Consider the following 15,800-nt stretch of genomic DNA (forward strand, 5'->3'; position numbering starts at 1 on the left):
CCCGCAACGGAGACTCCGCCCTGGACTCATGAGCGGACAAAGTGACCGGGAAGAAGCATCCCGCCACAATGTCCGGTCTCGGAAAATTCCGCCGTGAATCATCAGAGCCTGCCAGCTCCTACAGACAGCGATCCAGAATCCTGCCACTGATTTCAGGTGTAATGTCTCTATGTTCTCCCAGTTTTTTCATCCCATGGGCCTGCAGCTGCTCAACAACACGGGAAATACCCTCGGCTCCTATGCCGTAATCACTCAGCCGGGTTTTCACCCCCATCCGCTCAAAAAATTCACGGGTCTTTTCAATGGCCGCATCCATAACCGCCTCTTTATCAGCCCCCTCTAAGCCCCATATCCGCTTCGCATACTGGAGCAGTTTTTCCCCTTTTGGCTCTCTGCGCTCCTGCAGCACCCCCGGAAGCACAATCGCAAGGGTCTGCGCATGGTCCAGCCCATAAAGGGCTGTCAGCTCATGGCCAATCATGTGGGTGGTCCAGTCCTGTGGTACCCCTGCCCCTATCAAACCATTAAGGGCCATCGTTGCAGTCCACATCAGATTGGCCCTGATGCCATAATCATCGGGCGCTTCAAGGGCTCTGGGACCTTCTTCAATGAGGGTCTGAAGCAGCCCTTCGGAAAAACGGTCCTGCACCTTTGCGCCCGCAGGCCAGGTCAGATACTGCTCCATTACATGAACAAAAGCGTCGATCACGCCATTGCTGATCTGCCGGTCAGGCAGTGTATAGGTGGTTTCAGGATCCAGTATGGAGAAAACCGGAAACACGTGGGGGCTTGCAAAGGGCAGTTTGGCCTGCAGGGATTTTCTTGTAATCACACTGCCGCTGTTCATTTCTGAACCTGTGGCAGGCAGGGTCAGAACCGTACCAAAGGGTAAAGCCTTCTGAATTCCGGCTCCTCTCTTTGTCAGGATATCCCATGGTTCTCCTTCAAACAAGGCTGCTGCAGCCATAAATTTGGTACCGTCTATAACCGATCCTCCACCAACGGCCAGAAGAAAATCGATTCCTTCTGAGCGCAGTCTTTCCACCCCTTCCATCAGAGTTTCATAGCTGGGATTGGGTTCTATCCCGGCAAACTCTCTCACATCATATCCCTTGAGGGCCTCTTTCACCTGATCCAGCACACCGTTCCGCCGGACACTCCCGCCGCCATATGTAATGAGAACCCTTGTGGATGGAGGAATTTTTCCGCGCAGGGCCGCAATCTCGCCTCTGCCAAATATAATTTCCGTGGGATTGTACAGTCTAAAATTCTGCATTCTTTTCACCCTTCCCTTTCGGATTCCACTATGTCTGAATATTCTATCCCATGCACTTACCAGCAAACAGCGCAGGCTGCACCACACCAAAAGACACCTTCTTATATCACAAAAAAACAGACAAACCTGCACACCAACGGAGCAGGTAGAAACTACTTTGTCTTACGCCGGAATTACTGTACCATCCATAAAAAAAGCGCAGACTGGCAGCCACCTACAGAACCGCACCGGTTTTTTCCTATTCGATAAAAACAGACTGGAGAATGTATGAGTACGGAAAAAGAAGAAAAAAGAAAAAAACAGGACACCATCCTCCAGCAGGAAATACGGAACAACAGAAAATTTTCCATGGCCGAAGCCATAGGCCGGGAGGGTGGTCATTTTATGAAGGGGCACAACCCTGTGCCTGCCATTGACCGGCTGGTGGCAAAACTGAATGATTTTATCCGTGATCACACCCGCGATACTTCAAGGGTACTGATTTCCGTACTCCAGGAAAAGGTGAAAAACAACAGCCTTTCCCTTTCGGAACAATCTGAAAAACCCTTTACCTTTCTTCACGGGCTGATCCGCTCTTATCTGGACTACCCCGAACGTCTTTATGAGCTCACCCGTCAGGCCGACATCAAATGGGGACAAATTAACAATGAAAAACCCTACTTCCAGAAACCCGGCGATCCACCCCACCCCGAGGATGAATATTCCCACGAAAGCGTAGCGGCAAGACTGACGGATCTGCTGGAAACCATGGAAGCCTCCATGGAAGAAGAAAATAAAGACTGAGCAGGCAGAAACCTGCCGCCCCTAAAGGCCTTCAGGGTTTTAAAACCGGGCCGGTGCAGGGGACTTTCCCTACGCAAAACCGGCAACTTCCCCCAGACAACCCCGTACCGCACCGGCCTTCCTTCAGGAAAGAAAACTCCAGAGAACCCCGGCGGCAATGGCAGAACCGATCACCCCTGAAATATTAGGAGCCATGGCATGCATGAGCAGAAAATTGCCGGGATCTTCCTTCTGGGCCACATGGTGCACCACACGGGCCGAATCCGGTACAGCCGAAACCCCGGCGGCACCAATCAGGGGATTGATTTTGGTTTTTAAAAACAGATTCATGAACTTGGCGAAAAGCAACCCGCAAGCCGTTGCCACGGCAAAACTGGCTGCTCCCAGTACAAAAATCCCTATGCTTTTCGCATTAAGAAAAACATCTGCCTGGGTGCTGGCCCCAACGGTTACACCCAGGAGGATGGTCACCGTATCGATGATTACCGTGCGGGCCGCCACAGCCAGACGATCCGTCACCACGGCCTCCTTGAGGAGGTTACCCAGAAACAGCATGCCCAGCAGGGGAAGAGCCGCCGGTGCGATAAAACAGCACATCAGAAGCCCCATGATGGGAAAAATGATTTTTTCCCTCTGGGAAACCTTCCTTGGCTCCTCCATGCGGATGCAACGCTCTTTTTTCGTGGTCAGAAGCTTCATAATGGGCGGCTGGATCACGGGTACCAGAGCCATATACGAATAAGCGGCAATGGCGATGGGACCGATCAGATCCGCAGCGAGCTTTGATGTCAGGAAAATGGCCGTTGGCCCATCCGCGCCACCGATAATACCGATGCTGGCCGCTTCAAAAGGAGAAAATCCGATGGCCAGAGCTCCCAGAAAGGTAAGAAAAATACCCGCTTGAGCAGCAGCACCCAGCAGCATGAGAGAAGGTCTTGCCAGAAGGGTAGAAAAATCCGTCATGGCTCCGATACCAAGAAAAATCAAGGGCGGATAAATGCCGTGGGTAACGCCCATGTAAAGATACCCCAGAACGGAACCTTCTTCATAGATACTCAGACCCAGCCCATGGAATACCGGGATATTTCCCATGAGAATACCAAATCCTATGGGGACCAGCAAAAGGGGTTCGTAGCGTTTGACTATCCCCAGATAAATAAATACAAGCCCCACACAGATCATAAAAACATGGCGGAAATCAACCAGATAAAAGCCTGTATTACTTAAAAAATCCAGCAGAAGCGGGATCATGTCTCTTCTTTCATGGTCAGTCGTTGGTTGATGATTCCTGCCGACCGGTCAGACCGGCAGCTACTTGCGCCCATTTTGTAAGCATTCAGCAGGCCACCACCGTTGGCTTTGCCCTGATTAAAAATACTTACAAACAGATCACCGGATAATATGACTATGGAAAACTGTCAGACCTCACCCCGGCACTCATGCCAGAAAATTTCAAGGCTAAAAAATGTCAGCTTCCGGTCTGTGTACCAGGCAGACCCCGGCCTTTACCAGGGGAAGAAGGGAAAAAATTCTGCATAGTGCCCCTTTGTTTTACCGGCAATTCTCTGTTTTCAACAATCCGGTCAAAAGCAACCGAATCCCAGATATAATACCCCTTCCCATCGGGCTTCAGCACACCGGTACGCACAAAATCCGCCAGAATGGCATGGCAACGGGCAACCCCCCTTTTTTCTGCCTGTTCAAGAAGGCCCGGTAGAGAAAGGGGAAACCCCATGCTTTCTGCCAGAAGGGAATAGTGCAAACAGGCATCCTGAAAACCCGCAAAAGAAGTCAGAGCCGGGGTCTCAAGCCGGGCAGGAGCAGCATCCTTCTCTACAGCAAGCTCACCTGCCTTTGCATGTTTACGGGCTTTCCGTGCTTCCACAAAAGCAAGGACACGATGCAGCCGGGAAATACTGAAAGCCAGAAGGCTTAATCCCGTAAAAACAATAACAATCCCCAAAAAAGCCATTTCCCAGCCATTATGGAGGGCAATGGCAGACAAACCGTACTCCGCCATCAGAAACCCTCCCGGCTAAAATCCTCATCCACAAAAATCCCGGCGCTGTTCCTTTTCGCCTTTCTCTGATTCAGGTACGCCTGAATGCTGCGCTGAATCCGGTCCGCAAAACGGGGATTTTCCTCGAGCATCCTCTCACGGTTTGCCCGGTAGAGGGCCATAAGGGAACCATCGGTCAGGGCAAGGCCTCTTGCCGTATAACGCCCCTGATTCAGCATGGCATTCATGCCGATCACCTCACCACTGCCATGCAGGGTAAAACCGCTTCCATCGGGAAAAGCCATGAGATAATCACCGGATATGGTGATATACAAGGTCTCCGCCTTTCTTCCCCAACGGATAACCTCCTCCCCTTCCCGCACCCGAAAAACCTGCATATACGCCGCAAGAATTTCGATGGATTCGGGACTCACCCTTTTTAAAAGAGGCAGGGTTTTCAGAATACGCACCATGGTATCAGAAAGCGCATGCACAAAAAGCCTCCATCCTATCCTATACGGCAGAGAACCGCATCCTTGGCAACGGAATCACCGCTGCGCACACATAAATTCAGAATGACCCCTGAAACCGGAGCAACCAGTGCATTTTCCATTTTCATGGCCTCCAGAATCACCACCGTTTCACCGGCCTTCACACTGTCTCCTTCCTTTTTACGAAAGGAAACCACCATTCCCGGCATGGGGGCCACAAGGGGAGTGCCATCCTCCCCGTCACTAACAGGAACAGGAACGGCAGCTGGCGATTTTTTCGCAGGCTTTCCACCGCCCGTTTCCCTAACCGCCTTCTTTTCTACAGCAGGCGGAGTAAGGGGGAAGGCATGACGGATCACCGGCGCTCCACCCACCTCGTCCACCCCTACCTCATAGTAGGTATCGTCTACAAAGACGTGGAAGGTGCGAATATAGGGACTTTTTTCCGGCACTTTTTCAGGCTCCGTTATTTTATGCTCCCCTGCCAGAATCCGGATCATCCGCTCCCGTATTTTCATGGCCTCTTCCAGCGTCCTGGGAAGAGTATATTCCGGAGCCGTCTCCTTGCCGTACTTCCAGCGCAGAAAACGCTTGCCCGTAGCAGGGAAAAGGGCGCAGAGCAGCTCGTCTTCAATATCCGCAGCCAAGCCTCGCAGCTCCTCCCGTACTCCCGGCAACTCCAGCTTCAGAGCTTCTCCGGGCCTTTCCTGTAAAGGGCGATGCCCTCTGGGATGACCTTCAAGGGCTTTTTTCCTAAGCATCCCATCCAGAGGACCGGGCGGCTCACCGTAAAAGCCTGCGCAAAAATCCCTTACCTGGGCAGAAATCATGCGGTAGGACTCCCCCTCCGTATCAAACAGCACATTGTTCACAGCCTGCGTTGCCAGAATACGGGCCACGGGCTTGACCAAGGGCGGATTACCCAGATCCCTGCGCACCCGTTTCAGCTCGGTAAAAACCGCATCCAGCCGGTCTTCGGCCCCCATTTCTCCCAGCTGCCGCTTCAGATCTCCCTCCATGCCTCCGGGAAGCCTGTGCATCAGTGCTGTGGTATCCATGGGAGTTGTGCTGCCGCCATAGAAATGCCAGTATTTGGGAAGGATTTCCTCTTCACTGAGCCGGTTCAGACCAGCAATTTTTCCAAGATCAAGTCCCGTATCCCTCGTTCCTCCTTTAAGGGCCGCAATCAGAGGCTCCACAGCCCCATGGCTGCTTCGCATGGCAAAGGGAGCAAGGCAGGTATCCGCACCGTCAAGACCCGCCTCTATGGCAGCAAAAAGAGAAAGGGGACCGAAGCCTGCCGTGGCATGGGTGTGGATATGAAGGGGCAGGGTTACGGCTGCTTTCAGGCCCGCAACCAGCCTGCGGGCCTCTTCGGGCATCAGAAGTCCTGCCGTATCTTTGATCAGCAGGGAGTGGGCTCCCATATTTTCCAGAGCAATGGCTTTTTTCAAATAATAATCAAGGGTGTACAGACTTTCTTCATCGAAGGACTCCGCCGTGCGGCTGTAGCAGATACAACCCTGAAAGTGCCCGCCCGCCTGCAAAACGCTTTCCCCGGCAACCTGAAGATTGCGCAGATCATTCAGGGGGTCAAAAAGCCTGAAAACCTGAATCCCGTTCACATAGCTCCGCTCCACAAAAGCCCGGACCACATCATCCGCGTAGCAGCGTTCCCCTACCAGATGCTGCCCCCTGAGCATGCAAGCCATGGGCGTCTTTCTGAAATAACGTTTCAGGCTGCGGATCCGCTCCCATGGATCTTCATTCAGTTCCCTGTGCATCACGTCAAAGCCCGCCCCGCCCCAGACCTCCACGGCCCAGAAGCCCACATCATCCATCAGAGCAGCCATGCGTACCATATCCGCCGTTCGGCCTCGCCCGGCATAAAGGCACTGGAAACCATCCCGCAGGCTCACATCACAGATCGCCAGAGGTTTCTGACTCATCACCTTTTCCATTGTTCTCCTTAAAAAGTACCAAACTGTTCGACAGGACGCAGCTGGCTTCCCAAAAATTTGAAATTCTTAAAAAATAAAAAGGCAATATGTTTCGGAAGACTTTCAGCCCTCACTCCTGGCCCTTCTCCCAGAGGGAGGAAGAAATAATGAATAATTACAGTCAGGGTTTCCGCTGCATCCACAGACCCGTCTGCATCTGATCCATTCGTCCGGCCGTACTCCAGATATTTTTGGGCTGTTCTCCGGCAGGACGATGAGGACTGGCACCCAGACGCCGCAGAGCGGCAGCCTCTCCGTCGCGGATACAGGCCATGACCGCAGCCATGGCCGCTGCCATCTTCTTCTGTTCTTCCATCATGGGCGAATAATTCCTTCAGACAATTTTCCTGAAAATACAATGTAACGACTCAGCATATTGTATTCTGGAAATCCATACTGTTATTTCAGCAGCCGGGTTCCGGCATAAGACAGCCGGGCTGCGTAGGAGTGACGTTGCCATTGTTTTGGATTCCGGTACTCAGGCCATCAACCCAAAGACTGTTATGACAAAACAATAACCTGTTTCAGGCTTGAGTGCCGGAGTACTCATCAAAGCGGCAAACGGCCTGAGTCGGCACAAAGGCGGCGTGCGGAGTCTTCTATGGTAATGGGAAAACCCCACCTGCCTGTACAGACAGGTTTTTACCGCACCCGCACAGGACAAAAAGGTCTGAAAACACGATTGCATCCCGAAGAAATGCCGGGATGCCTGTGCAACCGGATTGAAAGCATTTGAGTTACCAAAGGAAAATTTTGCTGAATAGTCACAAGACAAGTAAACGACTCCGTGCATTGTCCCCCCTTCCCAGTACGGTAACAACCATCCATGGAGGCCTTACAGAGGTATATTGCCATGTTTTCTGGCTGGCTTCTGCACCCGTTTGGAACTCAAAGCTTCCAGGGCTCCAATAATACGGGGCCGGGTCTCTGAAGGCTGGATCACCGCGTCCACATAGCCTCTCGAAGCGGCAATCCAGGGATTGGAGAACAGGGATTCATAGGCTTCCATTTTTTCCCTTCGGGTTCTGGCAGGGTCCGGTGCTTCCCTGATCTCCCTGCGATGGATGATATTGGCCGCACCTTCGGCCCCCATCACGGCAATCTCCGCCGTGGGCCAGGCAAAAACCATATCCGCCCCCAGATGCTTGGAGCTCATGGCAATGTAGGCTCCGCCATAGGCCTTGCGGGTAATGAGCAGAATTTTCGGTACCGTGGCTTCCACATAACTCCAGAGCAGTTTGGCCCCATGCCGGATGATACCACCCCACTCCTGGCTGCTGCCCGGCAGAAAACCCGGTACATCGGCAATGGTGATGAGGGGAATGTTAAAGGCATCACAGAACCGGATAAAGCGGGCCGCCTTGTCCGATGCATCAATATCCAGACAACCCGCCATGACGGAAGGCTGATTGGCAATAACGCCGGTGCTTCTTCCGTTCATGCGTACAAAGCCCGTCACAATATTGGGAGCAAAAAGCGGCTGGGTTTCAAACATCTCTCCGCCATCGGCCAGAAGTCCGATGAGGGTACGCACGTCATAGGCGGCATTGGCCGCATCGGGTATCAGACTGTCCAGGGCCGGTTCCACCCGAAAGGGGTCATCCCCCAGATCCTTTACGGGCGGATCTTCCATATTATTGGATGGGAAATAGGTGAGAAGCTCCCGGATGCCCTCAATGGCGGCCATATCCGAATCCACGGCAAAATGGGCTACCCCGCTTTTCACCGCGTGGGTCATGGCACCGCCAAGGCTTTCAAAATCAATCACTTCCCCGGTTACGGAACGGATCACATCCGGACCTGTAATGAACATATAACTGGAATCCTTCACCATGAAAACCCAGTCCATCATACCCGGAGAATAAACGGCCCCGCCCGCTGTGGGCCCCATAATGGCGCAGATCTGGGGAATCACACCCGAGGCATCGGCATTACGGGTAAAAATCTCCCCGAAACCCGCCAGAGCATCCACCCCTTCCTGAATCCGGGCACCACCGGAATCGTTCATGCCCACTACGGGTGCTCCAGCCTTCAGGGCCAGGTCCTGCACCTTGGTAATTTTTTTGGCATGCATTTCTCCAAGGCTGCCACCCCTTGCCGTAAAATCCTGAGCATAGGCAAAGACCGGACGGCCATCCACCAGCCCGTGGCCTGTAATCACGCCGTCTGCCGGAATAAACTCCCCGTCCATGCCAAAATGAACACAACGGTGAGTGACAAGAGCATCCAGCTCCTGAAAGGTACCGGGGTCGAAAAGGTGGAAAAGCCTTTCACGGGCCGTTAGCTTCCCCTTTTCCTGATGCTTTCGTACCGCATCTTCTCCACCCATTTTCAAAACTTCATTTTCACGGAGCTTCAGCTCTCGCAATTTTTCTACGGTACGGCCCATGCTATCTCCCACGTTAGAGCACCCTGTCCTTACAGCAGAAATCCCATGCGGAAATTTCCGGTTTCAGGCCGGAACTTTCTAGTTTTTTCAAGCTCAAACCAGCCGTTTCTCCATACCATGACAACGCTTCGGTCAGCTAGAATATTCGAAAAACCTCCCCCTGCCACTTTCAGCACGAAGCGCCTGTCCATGCCGCACCAGCCCGTCTTCTGCCGAAAACGGCAACCGGAACAGGACACGAAGCAGGATACATGCCATACCGACAAAAAAGGAGTAAAACAGGCGGTATCACCACAACTCCTGCGGTATAAAAGGCTTGACATACAAACGAAATCAATCCTCACTGCTTCATAAAAAACATATCCCACCCTGCCAATTCAAAAAAACAAACAATACATTACATGCACACATATGTGCACAAACAGAACATGATGAAACAGGTGACAACCAAGAACCTGCTCAACCCATAAGCCGGAAACAGCCATTATTCCTCTATGGCCTGGTATTTTGATCAATCCCAAGCCTGCGCATTCGGCTACGCAATGTGTTGGGATTGATCCCCAGCAGCTCTGCGGCTCCACCGGCCCCATGAATTTGACCTCCTGAATGCTCCAATGCTTTCCGGATATGACGAACGGCAACCATATCCAGGCTTGGAAAAGGGGACGAGCAGACCACAGGCCCTGCTTCTTCCCGAAGGGGCAAATCAAACAGGACAAGCCCTCCCCGGCTGCGACTCTGGATCAAAGCACGTTCCACAATATTTTCAAGCTCCCGCACATTTCCCGGCCAGCTCCATCCACCAAGACGATCCCTCTCCCCTTCCTGAACCTGAGGTGCCGGGTGCATTTTGAGATCCATGGATTTTTTTTTCAGAAAATAACGAACCAGCTCGGGGATATCATTTTTACGGTACCCAAGGGGAGGAATGGTAATGGGGAAAATATTCAGCCGGAACCAGAGATCTTCCCGGAACTGGCCGGTCTGTATCCTTTTTTGCAGATCTCTGTGGGTGGCGAATATGATCCGGAGCCAGCGCCAGTCCTTTGAGATCAAAGCCAGAGATCTGAAGGGCAGACGGCCGCAGATGGCCCTTTATCCCCTCTTCAATAACGATCCCGGCATTGCCATGATCCCCTTTCCCGAAGATGTTTTCCGCTTTACGGAAAAGGGCATGGAATTTATCAACGCCGACACCAAACCCAAAGACGAGGCCCTGTCAAAGTCTTTTACGGAAAGCCTGAAGGAAAAGGGCTTTGCCTTTCCCGCCACCCTCATCAGCGGCAATCCCACCAACCTCAAGCCCTTTGATGAGGGATACTTTGTGAAGGACAGCCAAGGTGGGGTTTTTCATATCCGCAGGGTAATGGATCAGCCGGACATCCGGAAAACGGACATTCCGGTGGATATGGGGATTCTTGATATGGCGGTATCGGAAAACCAGCGGCGGGAATTCTACGGTATTCTCATGACAGAAAAGGGAGGACTTTTTCTCATTGCCTGGGACAGCTATGCACTGATTCCCCTGCCCTCCGATGGCTTTGACCCTCGGCGCATGGATGTGAAGCTTCTCGTCAATCCCCTTTACCGCACCCTGATCCTCACGGGAGAAGACAGGGTGCATGCCACGGTCATGGATACGGAGTACCAGCCCCTGAAATCCTTTACCCTGCCCTTTTCCCATACGGGCTCAGGGCTGGACGGGAATGTAAAAGACTTTCTTTTTCCCTTCCGTTTACGCCTTGAAAGCCCCTGGCAGAATCAGGCCAAAATGCAGCTCCAATGGGGCAGCCTCTGGTCCTTTGGGGGGATTGTCCTTGCCATGATTCTTTATTTCATTTTTTTCAGAAGAAAAGGGCCTTTCTACCGCAATGGGGGGGAGTTTGGCTTTCTCATGATTACGGGGCTTTTCGGGCTGCTTCCCCTGATTTTTGTAAGGGAAAGCTGAAAAAACGGTCCACACCAGTCACCCATCAGCCTACAGGTTTGCTTTCTTATGTCGTGCAGAACCAGCAGCCCCCTCCGCCTGAAGGCGGACCAGAAAATCTTCAGTTCCGTATCGATTCCAGTTGTTTTTATCAGACCAGTATGATTTTTATATCCTTTCAAACAATATTGACAAAAGGCAGACAAGGACATATGTTTTTTCCATGAAATATTTAAGCTGGAATTCTGAGAAAAACGAAATTTTAAAACGGGAACGAGGAATATCCTTTGAGGAAATTGCTTATTTGATTGAATCTGATCAGATAATCGGGATTGAGGAAAATCCGGGATACCCTAATCAAAAGGTGTATGTTTTAGAAATAGGCAACTATGCCATCATTGTACCTTACGTGGAAAATGATGACGGAATATTTTTAAAAACAGCTTTTCCGAGCCGTAAATACACAAAAAAATACGGTTTAAAGGGGGAATGATGAATAAAAACGATAGAAAGACTTTTGAGCCAATCGATCAGGAAGAAAAAGACCTGATGGAATCAATCGAACATGACGAGTGGCAACCAGTCAAAAATTTTGATCTGGAAAGAAAAAAAGCAATAGAAGCTGCAAGAAATACATTGAAAAAAGATAAAAGGATCAATCTCCGCCTTTCTCAAAAGGATTACCATCAAATCCAGATAAAGGCCATTGAAGAGGGAATACCTTATCAAACACTTATTTCCAGTATTGTTCATAAGTATCTGAATGGTTCCTTGACCCATAGATCATAGGGTCGAAACAGAACCCTGATACTCACAGGGGAAGACAGGGTGCATGCCACGGTCATGGATACGGAGTATCAGCCCCTGAAATACTTAACCCTGCCCTTTTCCCAGACGGGTTCAGGGCTGGCCTGGAATGTAAAGGACTTTCTTTTCCCCTTCACCTTAAGCCTTGAAAGCCCCTGGCAGAATCAGGCCAAAATGCAGCTCCAATGGGGCAGCCTCTGGTCCTTTGGGGGGATTGTCCTTGCCATGATCCTTTATCTCATTTTTTCAGAAGAAAAGGGCCTTTCCACCGCCATGGGGGGAGTTTGGCTTTCTCATGATAACGGGGCTTTTCGGGCTGCTTCCCCTGCTTTTTATAAGGGAAAACTGAAAAAACGATTTCATGAAAAAAATATGGTCGAAGAGAAACCTTTTCCTTCAGGCCCTGCCGTTACCTTAGCGGTGGTAGCGCAGCAGAACCGCACAAACCTGATCCATAAACGTGAGATTGGGGACAGGTCTGAAATTCCTCCCTTTTTTCCATGTTTTGGCCTCTGATATCAGGATAAGTGGAAACTTTGATTTTTTTCTTGATAGACGGAGAAGGGCGGGATAGGGTTTTCCATGCTTTGCCCTTGAATATCAAAATAGACGGAAATTTTTCCGGATATAGGGACGGATAACATGGAAAACTTCTACTTCTCGCACTGTTAGCTTCAAATGGGAGACTGTGTGACTAAGGAACAAGATTGTAACAGTCGGAATATACCACTCCCTATTCAGCGAGAGGTTCGCCAGCGTTGTGGTTTCGGTTGTGTTATCTGTGGAATGCCCCTTTATGAATACGAACATATGGAGGAATGGGCAAGCGTTAAACGGCATGTTGCCGAAGAGATAACCTTATTGTGCGATCAACACCACAGAGAAAAAACAGGTGGGCTATTACCCAAAGAAGTAGTACGAGATGCTAATTCAAATCCCTATAATCTCCGTGAGGGTGTCTCTAAACCATACAGCCTGCACTTTTCGGGCAAAACTGCTGAAGTTGAGATTGGTGGGAACAGTTTCACTTGTGAGGATCAGGGGTATGGAACCGTGATGGTACCTATTAGCGTAGATGGTACCCCCTTGATCGGTTTAGTTATGGCTGACGGGCACTTACTTCTAAACCTTGTGATTTTTGATGAGTATAACACACCTGTTCTTCACATAAAAAATAATCAGCTCTATTATTCAACCGCTCCATGGGACATACAATTAGTAGGTACAAGGCTTTCAAGCCGTGAAGCACACCGCAAAATACTTATAGAGATTGATTTCAAACCTCCAAATAAAATTGTTATAAAACGAGGCCGGTTCTTAAGAAATGGAGTCGAAATTTTAGTAAGGCCGAGTAATATCTTGGTTACAAATAATTCTACCTTGCTCAGCGGCTGTCGTGCTCATAATTGTTACGGTGGCCTGATTATTGGTCATCATGAAAAACCTTTAAGTGGCTTTATGGCTTTAGGCAGTCTGCCAAGGTACCTTGGTGACCGAACAGAGGCACTTAAGTTTGAACGTGAATCAATGGCTGAAATCGAAGCTTAAGGAGATCATGCAAGAACTAATTGAATTAGCTAAGCTCGCTTCTGTTGGAATCATCGCTGGCGTATTTTCCGCAGCGTTGGCAATAAGACGCTATCGGCATGAAAAATGGTGGGAGATGCGAGCGGCGGCTTATAGGGATGCGATTGAGACGCTTTCAGATCTCCATAACTATTTCCAGCATAATTATAGTAATTGGCAAAACTCCGACGCAAGCGAGGGCATGCCACCTGAAAAATGGAGGCAAACTCAAGAAAAGATAAGGAGGCTAAGTGATACTGGTGCATTTTTGTTTTCCAAAAAAGCCGAAAATTCACTGCGTAGGTTCCGGGATGAAGAGTTTAAATGGAAGCCCGAACATGACCCCGATAATTACTATGGCTTTTACATCCGCACATCAAAACTCTGCCTTGATGAGTTAGTGGCAATCTCAAGAAGAGATCTTAAAGTCCGAGAGCCTTGGCTATAACAAGGCTGTCAATCTGACCCAAATTACTACACGATTTTGTGCAATACGCTGCGCACATTTTCGCACAAAACTACTTCATAATTTGGGCAGGTACAGCGGCGTTCTCCCAAACCATCACCTTGACAACACGTACGCCATGCCGTACCTTGCATAAAAAGTCAAGGAGGCACCATGCCAATAGTATCAGCAACAGAAGCGCGTTCAAATCTTTACAGGCTTATTGATCAAGCATCCACATCCCATGAGCCTGTCATTATTACAGGCAAAAGAGGAAACGCTGTGCTTCTCTCAGAAGAAGACTGGAAAGCCATTCAAGAGACCCTGTTTCTTCTAAACATTCCAAATATGCGTGAATCGATTCGGGAAGGGCTTGAAACTCCAATAGGCGATTGTAATGAGGAGCTTGACTGGTGAGCTGGAAGCTTGTCTTTACAAAACAAGCTCAGAAGGATGCTAAAAAAATTTCCTCATCTGGCCTGAAATCAAAGGCAGAAGATATCCTTGGGATATTGAAACAAAATCCCTATCAAACGCCACCGCCATACGAAAAACCTGTAGGTGATTTATCCGGTGCCTGTTCACGAAGACTGAACCTACAACACAGAATTGTCTACCAAATCCTCAACGATGAAAAAACAGTCAAAGTCCTTCGAATGTGGACCCACTACAAATAAATGGAAGAACAATGGGTTGCAGACGATAGCATCCGATGTTGCTCCGGCAGGCCCTAAACCATGCCTTGGGCAACCCGACATAGACGTGAATACCCCCAGCAGTCCATCAAGGAGGATCAAATGAATCCTTACAAGAAATCCGATGCTGCCATCGCCGTCCTGACTCCGGAACAGTTCCGTGTGACCCAGCAAAACGGCACCGAGAAACCAGGATCGGGCGAGCATCTTGATACTACCGAGCCGGGTATCTATGTGGATGTCGTGTCGGGCGAACCACTGTTTGCGTCATCAGACAAGTTTGAGTCGGGTTGCGGTTGGCCGAGCTTTACCAAACCCATCGAGCCTGCCTATATTCATGAGCTGCAGGATCTCAGCCATGGCATGGTGCGAACCGAAGTTCGCTCGGTTCATGGCGACAGCCACCTGGGGCACGTGTTTCCGGACGGCCCCAGGGATCGCGGTGGTCTGCGTTACTGCATCAATTCGGCTTCGCTGCGCTTTATCCATCGCAAAGACATGGAAGCAGCGGGCTATGGCGACTACCTTGATCAGGTGGAGGACAGGTCATGACACAGGAACGCGCTGTTCTGGCAGGCGGCTGTTTTTGGGGTATGCAGGATCTGTTTCGTAAGTTACCGGGGATTGAGGCCACCCGGGTGGGTTACACCGGCGGCGATGTCCCCAACGCCACCTACCGCAACCACGGCACCCACGCCGAGGCCCTTGAGATTCTTTTTGATCCGGAGAAAATTTCCTATCGCCGTATTCTGGAATTCTTTTTCCAGATACACGACCCCACAACCACACACCGGCAGGGCAATGACCGGGGACCGTCTTACCGCTCGGCAATTTACCATGTGAACGAAACGCAGAAGAAAGTTGCCCTTGACACCATCATGGATGTGAATGCCTCGGGATTATGGCCGGGCAAGGTGGTAACGGAACTTGAACCTGCAGGGGATTTCTGGGAAGCAGAGCCCGAGCATCAGGATTATCTTGAGCACTATCCCAGCGGTTACACCTGCCATTACCCACGTCCGGGCTGGGTACTGCCAAAGCGCGAACGTGAGTAAGCAGTTAAATTTTGACTGAGGCCGCATAAAGCTGAAATCCTGTCAATTCATCCACCACCTTCACTCTAAACATTGAACAATTACATCCAGACATCTTTTCGCAGGCTTTCTTTATACCCGCCCGTCCTGAAAAAACCAGCCCCAGATGAGTGAAGCCTCCCTTGTCCTTTTCAGCCCTACCAGAACAGGTATAAAAACCATCCATCCATCCCTTCCCCCAACTACCCGCCTGCTTTACGCTTTTGATAAATGCCCAGCCTGCGCATGCGGCTGCGGAGGGTATTGGGGTTGATGCCCAGCAGCTCTGCGGCTCCACCAGCTCCGTGAATCTGGCCGCCTGAGTGTTCCAGTGCTTTGCGGATATGAC

The 15,800-nt window shown here is 50.5% G+C and carries 21 protein-coding genes; 11 read left to right on the plus strand and 10 right to left on the minus strand.

Annotation, left to right across the window (positions count from 1 at the left end; all coding sequences use genetic code 11):
• Nucleotides 1-118: 118 nt before the first annotated feature.
• Nucleotides 119-1,276 (minus strand): iron-containing alcohol dehydrogenase, encoded by a 1,158-nt coding sequence (locus OOT00_RS07975; RefSeq protein WP_265424787.1) that lies wholly within the window; start codon nt 1,274-1,276, stop codon nt 119-121.
• A 267-nt stretch (nt 1,277-1,543) separates the two neighbouring features.
• Between OOT00_RS07975 and OOT00_RS07980 the strand changes: the two genes are divergently transcribed.
• On the plus strand, nt 1,544-2,059 hold the full coding sequence (locus OOT00_RS07980) for a hypothetical protein (RefSeq protein ID WP_265424788.1): 516 nt from the start codon (nt 1,544-1,546) through the stop codon (nt 2,057-2,059).
• 123 nt (nt 2,060-2,182) lie between these two features.
• Here the strand turns inward: OOT00_RS07980 and OOT00_RS07985 are convergent, their stop codons facing one another.
• The 7 genes from OOT00_RS07985 to OOT00_RS08015 all read right to left on the minus strand — a co-directional run bounded on the left by OOT00_RS07985 (nt 2,183) and on the right by OOT00_RS08015 (nt 9,994).
• Nucleotides 2,183-3,310, minus strand: a complete 1,128-nt coding sequence (locus OOT00_RS07985; RefSeq protein ID WP_265424790.1) for a sodium ion-translocating decarboxylase subunit beta — start codon at nt 3,308-3,310, stop codon at nt 2,183-2,185.
• A 217-nt stretch (nt 3,311-3,527) separates the two neighbouring features.
• Nucleotides 3,528-4,079 carry an OadG family protein gene (locus tag OOT00_RS07990; RefSeq protein ID WP_265424791.1) on the minus strand — a complete coding sequence of 184 codons (552 nt, stop codon included), beginning with the start codon at nt 4,077-4,079 and terminating at the stop codon, nt 3,528-3,530.
• Entirely contained in the window at nt 4,079-4,552 is a 474-nt protein-coding gene (locus OOT00_RS07995) for a Crp/Fnr family transcriptional regulator (RefSeq protein WP_265424792.1), read from the minus strand. The genes OOT00_RS07990 and OOT00_RS07995 overlap by 1 nt, the downstream gene beginning before the upstream one ends.
• 14 nt (nt 4,553-4,566) lie before the next feature.
• A complete protein-coding gene (locus OOT00_RS08000) occupies nt 4,567-6,510 on the minus strand; it encodes a pyruvate carboxylase subunit B (RefSeq protein ID WP_265424793.1) in 1,944 nt (647 codons plus the stop codon).
• 160 nt (nt 6,511-6,670) lie between these two features.
• On the minus strand, nt 6,671-6,868 hold the full coding sequence (locus tag OOT00_RS08005; protein ID WP_265424794.1) for a hypothetical protein: 198 nt from the start codon (nt 6,866-6,868) through the stop codon (nt 6,671-6,673).
• A 516-nt stretch (nt 6,869-7,384) separates the two neighbouring features.
• Entirely contained in the window at nt 7,385-8,938 is a 1,554-nt protein-coding gene (locus OOT00_RS08010; RefSeq protein ID WP_265424809.1) for an acyl-CoA carboxylase subunit beta, read from the minus strand.
• 492 nt (nt 8,939-9,430) lie between these two features.
• The gene (locus OOT00_RS08015) at nt 9,431-9,994 is read right to left on the minus strand and encodes a sigma-54-dependent Fis family transcriptional regulator (RefSeq protein ID WP_265424795.1); all 564 of its coding nucleotides are present in this window, start codon (nt 9,992-9,994) and stop codon (nt 9,431-9,433) included.
• On the opposite strand from OOT00_RS08015, the gene OOT00_RS08020 reads away from it, so the two are divergent.
• The 10 genes from OOT00_RS08020 (at nt 9,960) to msrA (ending at nt 15,433) form a co-directional block, all read left to right on the plus strand.
• Nucleotides 9,960-10,886, plus strand: a complete 927-nt coding sequence (locus tag OOT00_RS08020; protein WP_265424796.1) for a DUF4857 domain-containing protein — start codon at nt 9,960-9,962, stop codon at nt 10,884-10,886. The two genes, OOT00_RS08015 and OOT00_RS08020, sit on opposite strands and share 35 nt — an antisense overlap.
• A gap of 202 nt (nt 10,887-11,088) precedes the next feature.
• Entirely contained in the window at nt 11,089-11,358 is a 270-nt protein-coding gene (locus OOT00_RS08025; RefSeq protein ID WP_265424797.1) for a BrnT family toxin, read from the plus strand.
• Nucleotides 11,358-11,654, plus strand: a complete 297-nt coding sequence (locus OOT00_RS08030; protein WP_265424798.1) for an antitoxin — start codon at nt 11,358-11,360, stop codon at nt 11,652-11,654. The genes OOT00_RS08025 and OOT00_RS08030 overlap by 1 nt, the downstream gene beginning before the upstream one ends.
• A gap of 39 nt (nt 11,655-11,693) precedes the next feature.
• On the plus strand, nt 11,694-12,188 hold the full coding sequence (locus OOT00_RS08035; protein ID WP_265424799.1) for a hypothetical protein: 495 nt from the start codon (nt 11,694-11,696) through the stop codon (nt 12,186-12,188).
• Nucleotides 12,189-12,362: 174 nt separating this feature from the next.
• On the plus strand, nt 12,363-13,220 hold the full coding sequence (locus tag OOT00_RS08040) for a hypothetical protein (protein ID WP_265424800.1): 858 nt from the start codon (nt 12,363-12,365) through the stop codon (nt 13,218-13,220).
• A gap of 7 nt (nt 13,221-13,227) precedes the next feature.
• A complete protein-coding gene (locus tag OOT00_RS08045; RefSeq protein ID WP_265424801.1) occupies nt 13,228-13,686 on the plus strand; it encodes a hypothetical protein in 459 nt (152 codons plus the stop codon).
• Nucleotides 13,687-13,857: 171 nt separating this feature from the next.
• A complete protein-coding gene (locus OOT00_RS08050) occupies nt 13,858-14,100 on the plus strand; it encodes a type II toxin-antitoxin system Phd/YefM family antitoxin (RefSeq protein ID WP_265424802.1) in 243 nt (80 codons plus the stop codon).
• Nucleotides 14,097-14,360, plus strand: a complete 264-nt coding sequence (locus OOT00_RS08055) for a Txe/YoeB family addiction module toxin (protein ID WP_265424803.1) — start codon at nt 14,097-14,099, stop codon at nt 14,358-14,360. Before OOT00_RS08050 ends, OOT00_RS08055 begins: the two co-directional genes overlap by 4 nt.
• Nucleotides 14,361-14,480: 120 nt before the next feature.
• On the plus strand, nt 14,481-14,930 hold the full coding sequence (gene msrB, locus OOT00_RS08060; RefSeq protein ID WP_265424804.1) for a peptide-methionine (R)-S-oxide reductase MsrB: 450 nt from the start codon (nt 14,481-14,483) through the stop codon (nt 14,928-14,930).
• Nucleotides 14,927-15,433 carry a peptide-methionine (S)-S-oxide reductase MsrA gene (msrA, locus tag OOT00_RS08065; protein WP_265424805.1) on the plus strand — a complete coding sequence of 169 codons (507 nt, stop codon included), beginning with the start codon at nt 14,927-14,929 and terminating at the stop codon, nt 15,431-15,433. The genes msrB and msrA overlap by 4 nt, the downstream gene beginning before the upstream one ends.
• Before the next feature lie 4 nt (nt 15,434-15,437).
• Here msrA and OOT00_RS08070 read toward each other — a convergent pair whose 3' ends face one another.
• A complete protein-coding gene (locus OOT00_RS08070) occupies nt 15,438-15,638 on the minus strand; it encodes a hypothetical protein (protein WP_265424806.1) in 201 nt (66 codons plus the stop codon).
• Nucleotides 15,639-15,654: 16 nt separating this feature from the next.
• Complete coding sequence (locus OOT00_RS08075) at nt 15,655-15,795, minus strand: helix-turn-helix domain-containing protein (RefSeq protein ID WP_368407584.1); 141 nt, start codon at nt 15,793-15,795, stop codon at nt 15,655-15,657.
• Between the last annotated feature and the right edge of the window lie 5 nt (nt 15,796-15,800).

It is taken from the genome of Desulfobotulus pelophilus, assembly GCF_026155325.1.
GTDB classification, from domain to species: domain Bacteria; phylum Desulfobacterota; class Desulfobacteria; order Desulfobacterales; family ASO4-4; genus Desulfobotulus; species Desulfobotulus pelophilus.

Excerpts from the sequence above, each read along its gene's own strand:
- msrA (WP_265424805.1), top strand. The coding sequence starts at position 14,927 with ATGACACAGGAACGCGCTGTTCTGGCAGGCGGCTGTTTTTGGGGTATG.
- OOT00_RS07975 (WP_265424787.1), bottom strand. The coding sequence starts at position 1,276 with ATGCAGAATTTTAGACTGTACAATCCCACGGAAATTATATTTGGCAGA.
- OOT00_RS08005 (WP_265424794.1), bottom strand. The coding sequence starts at position 6,868 with ATGATGGAAGAACAGAAGAAGATGGCAGCGGCCATGGCTGCGGTCATG.
- OOT00_RS08000 (WP_265424793.1), bottom strand. The coding sequence starts at position 6,510 with ATGGAAAAGGTGATGAGTCAGAAACCTCTGGCGATCTGTGATGTGAGC.
- msrB (WP_265424804.1), top strand. The coding sequence starts at position 14,481 with ATGAATCCTTACAAGAAATCCGATGCTGCCATCGCCGTCCTGACTCCG.
- OOT00_RS07990 (WP_265424791.1), bottom strand. The coding sequence starts at position 4,079 with ATGGCGGAGTACGGTTTGTCTGCCATTGCCCTCCATAATGGCTGGGAA.
- OOT00_RS08070 (WP_265424806.1), bottom strand. The coding sequence starts at position 15,638 with ATGGATGGTTTTTATACCTGTTCTGGTAGGGCTGAAAAGGACAAGGGA.
- OOT00_RS08010 (WP_265424809.1), bottom strand. The coding sequence starts at position 8,938 with ATGGGCCGTACCGTAGAAAAATTGCGAGAGCTGAAGCTCCGTGAAAAT.
- OOT00_RS08025 (WP_265424797.1), top strand. The coding sequence starts at position 11,089 with ATGAAATATTTAAGCTGGAATTCTGAGAAAAACGAAATTTTAAAACGG.
- OOT00_RS07985 (WP_265424790.1), bottom strand. The coding sequence starts at position 3,310 with ATGATCCCGCTTCTGCTGGATTTTTTAAGTAATACAGGCTTTTATCTG.
- OOT00_RS08030 (WP_265424798.1), top strand. The coding sequence starts at position 11,358 with ATGAATAAAAACGATAGAAAGACTTTTGAGCCAATCGATCAGGAAGAA.
- OOT00_RS08050 (WP_265424802.1), top strand. The coding sequence starts at position 13,858 with ATGCCAATAGTATCAGCAACAGAAGCGCGTTCAAATCTTTACAGGCTT.
- OOT00_RS08020 (WP_265424796.1), top strand. The coding sequence starts at position 9,960 with ATGATCCGGAGCCAGCGCCAGTCCTTTGAGATCAAAGCCAGAGATCTG.
- OOT00_RS07980 (WP_265424788.1), top strand. The coding sequence starts at position 1,544 with ATGAGTACGGAAAAAGAAGAAAAAAGAAAAAAACAGGACACCATCCTC.
- OOT00_RS08045 (WP_265424801.1), top strand. The coding sequence starts at position 13,228 with ATGCAAGAACTAATTGAATTAGCTAAGCTCGCTTCTGTTGGAATCATC.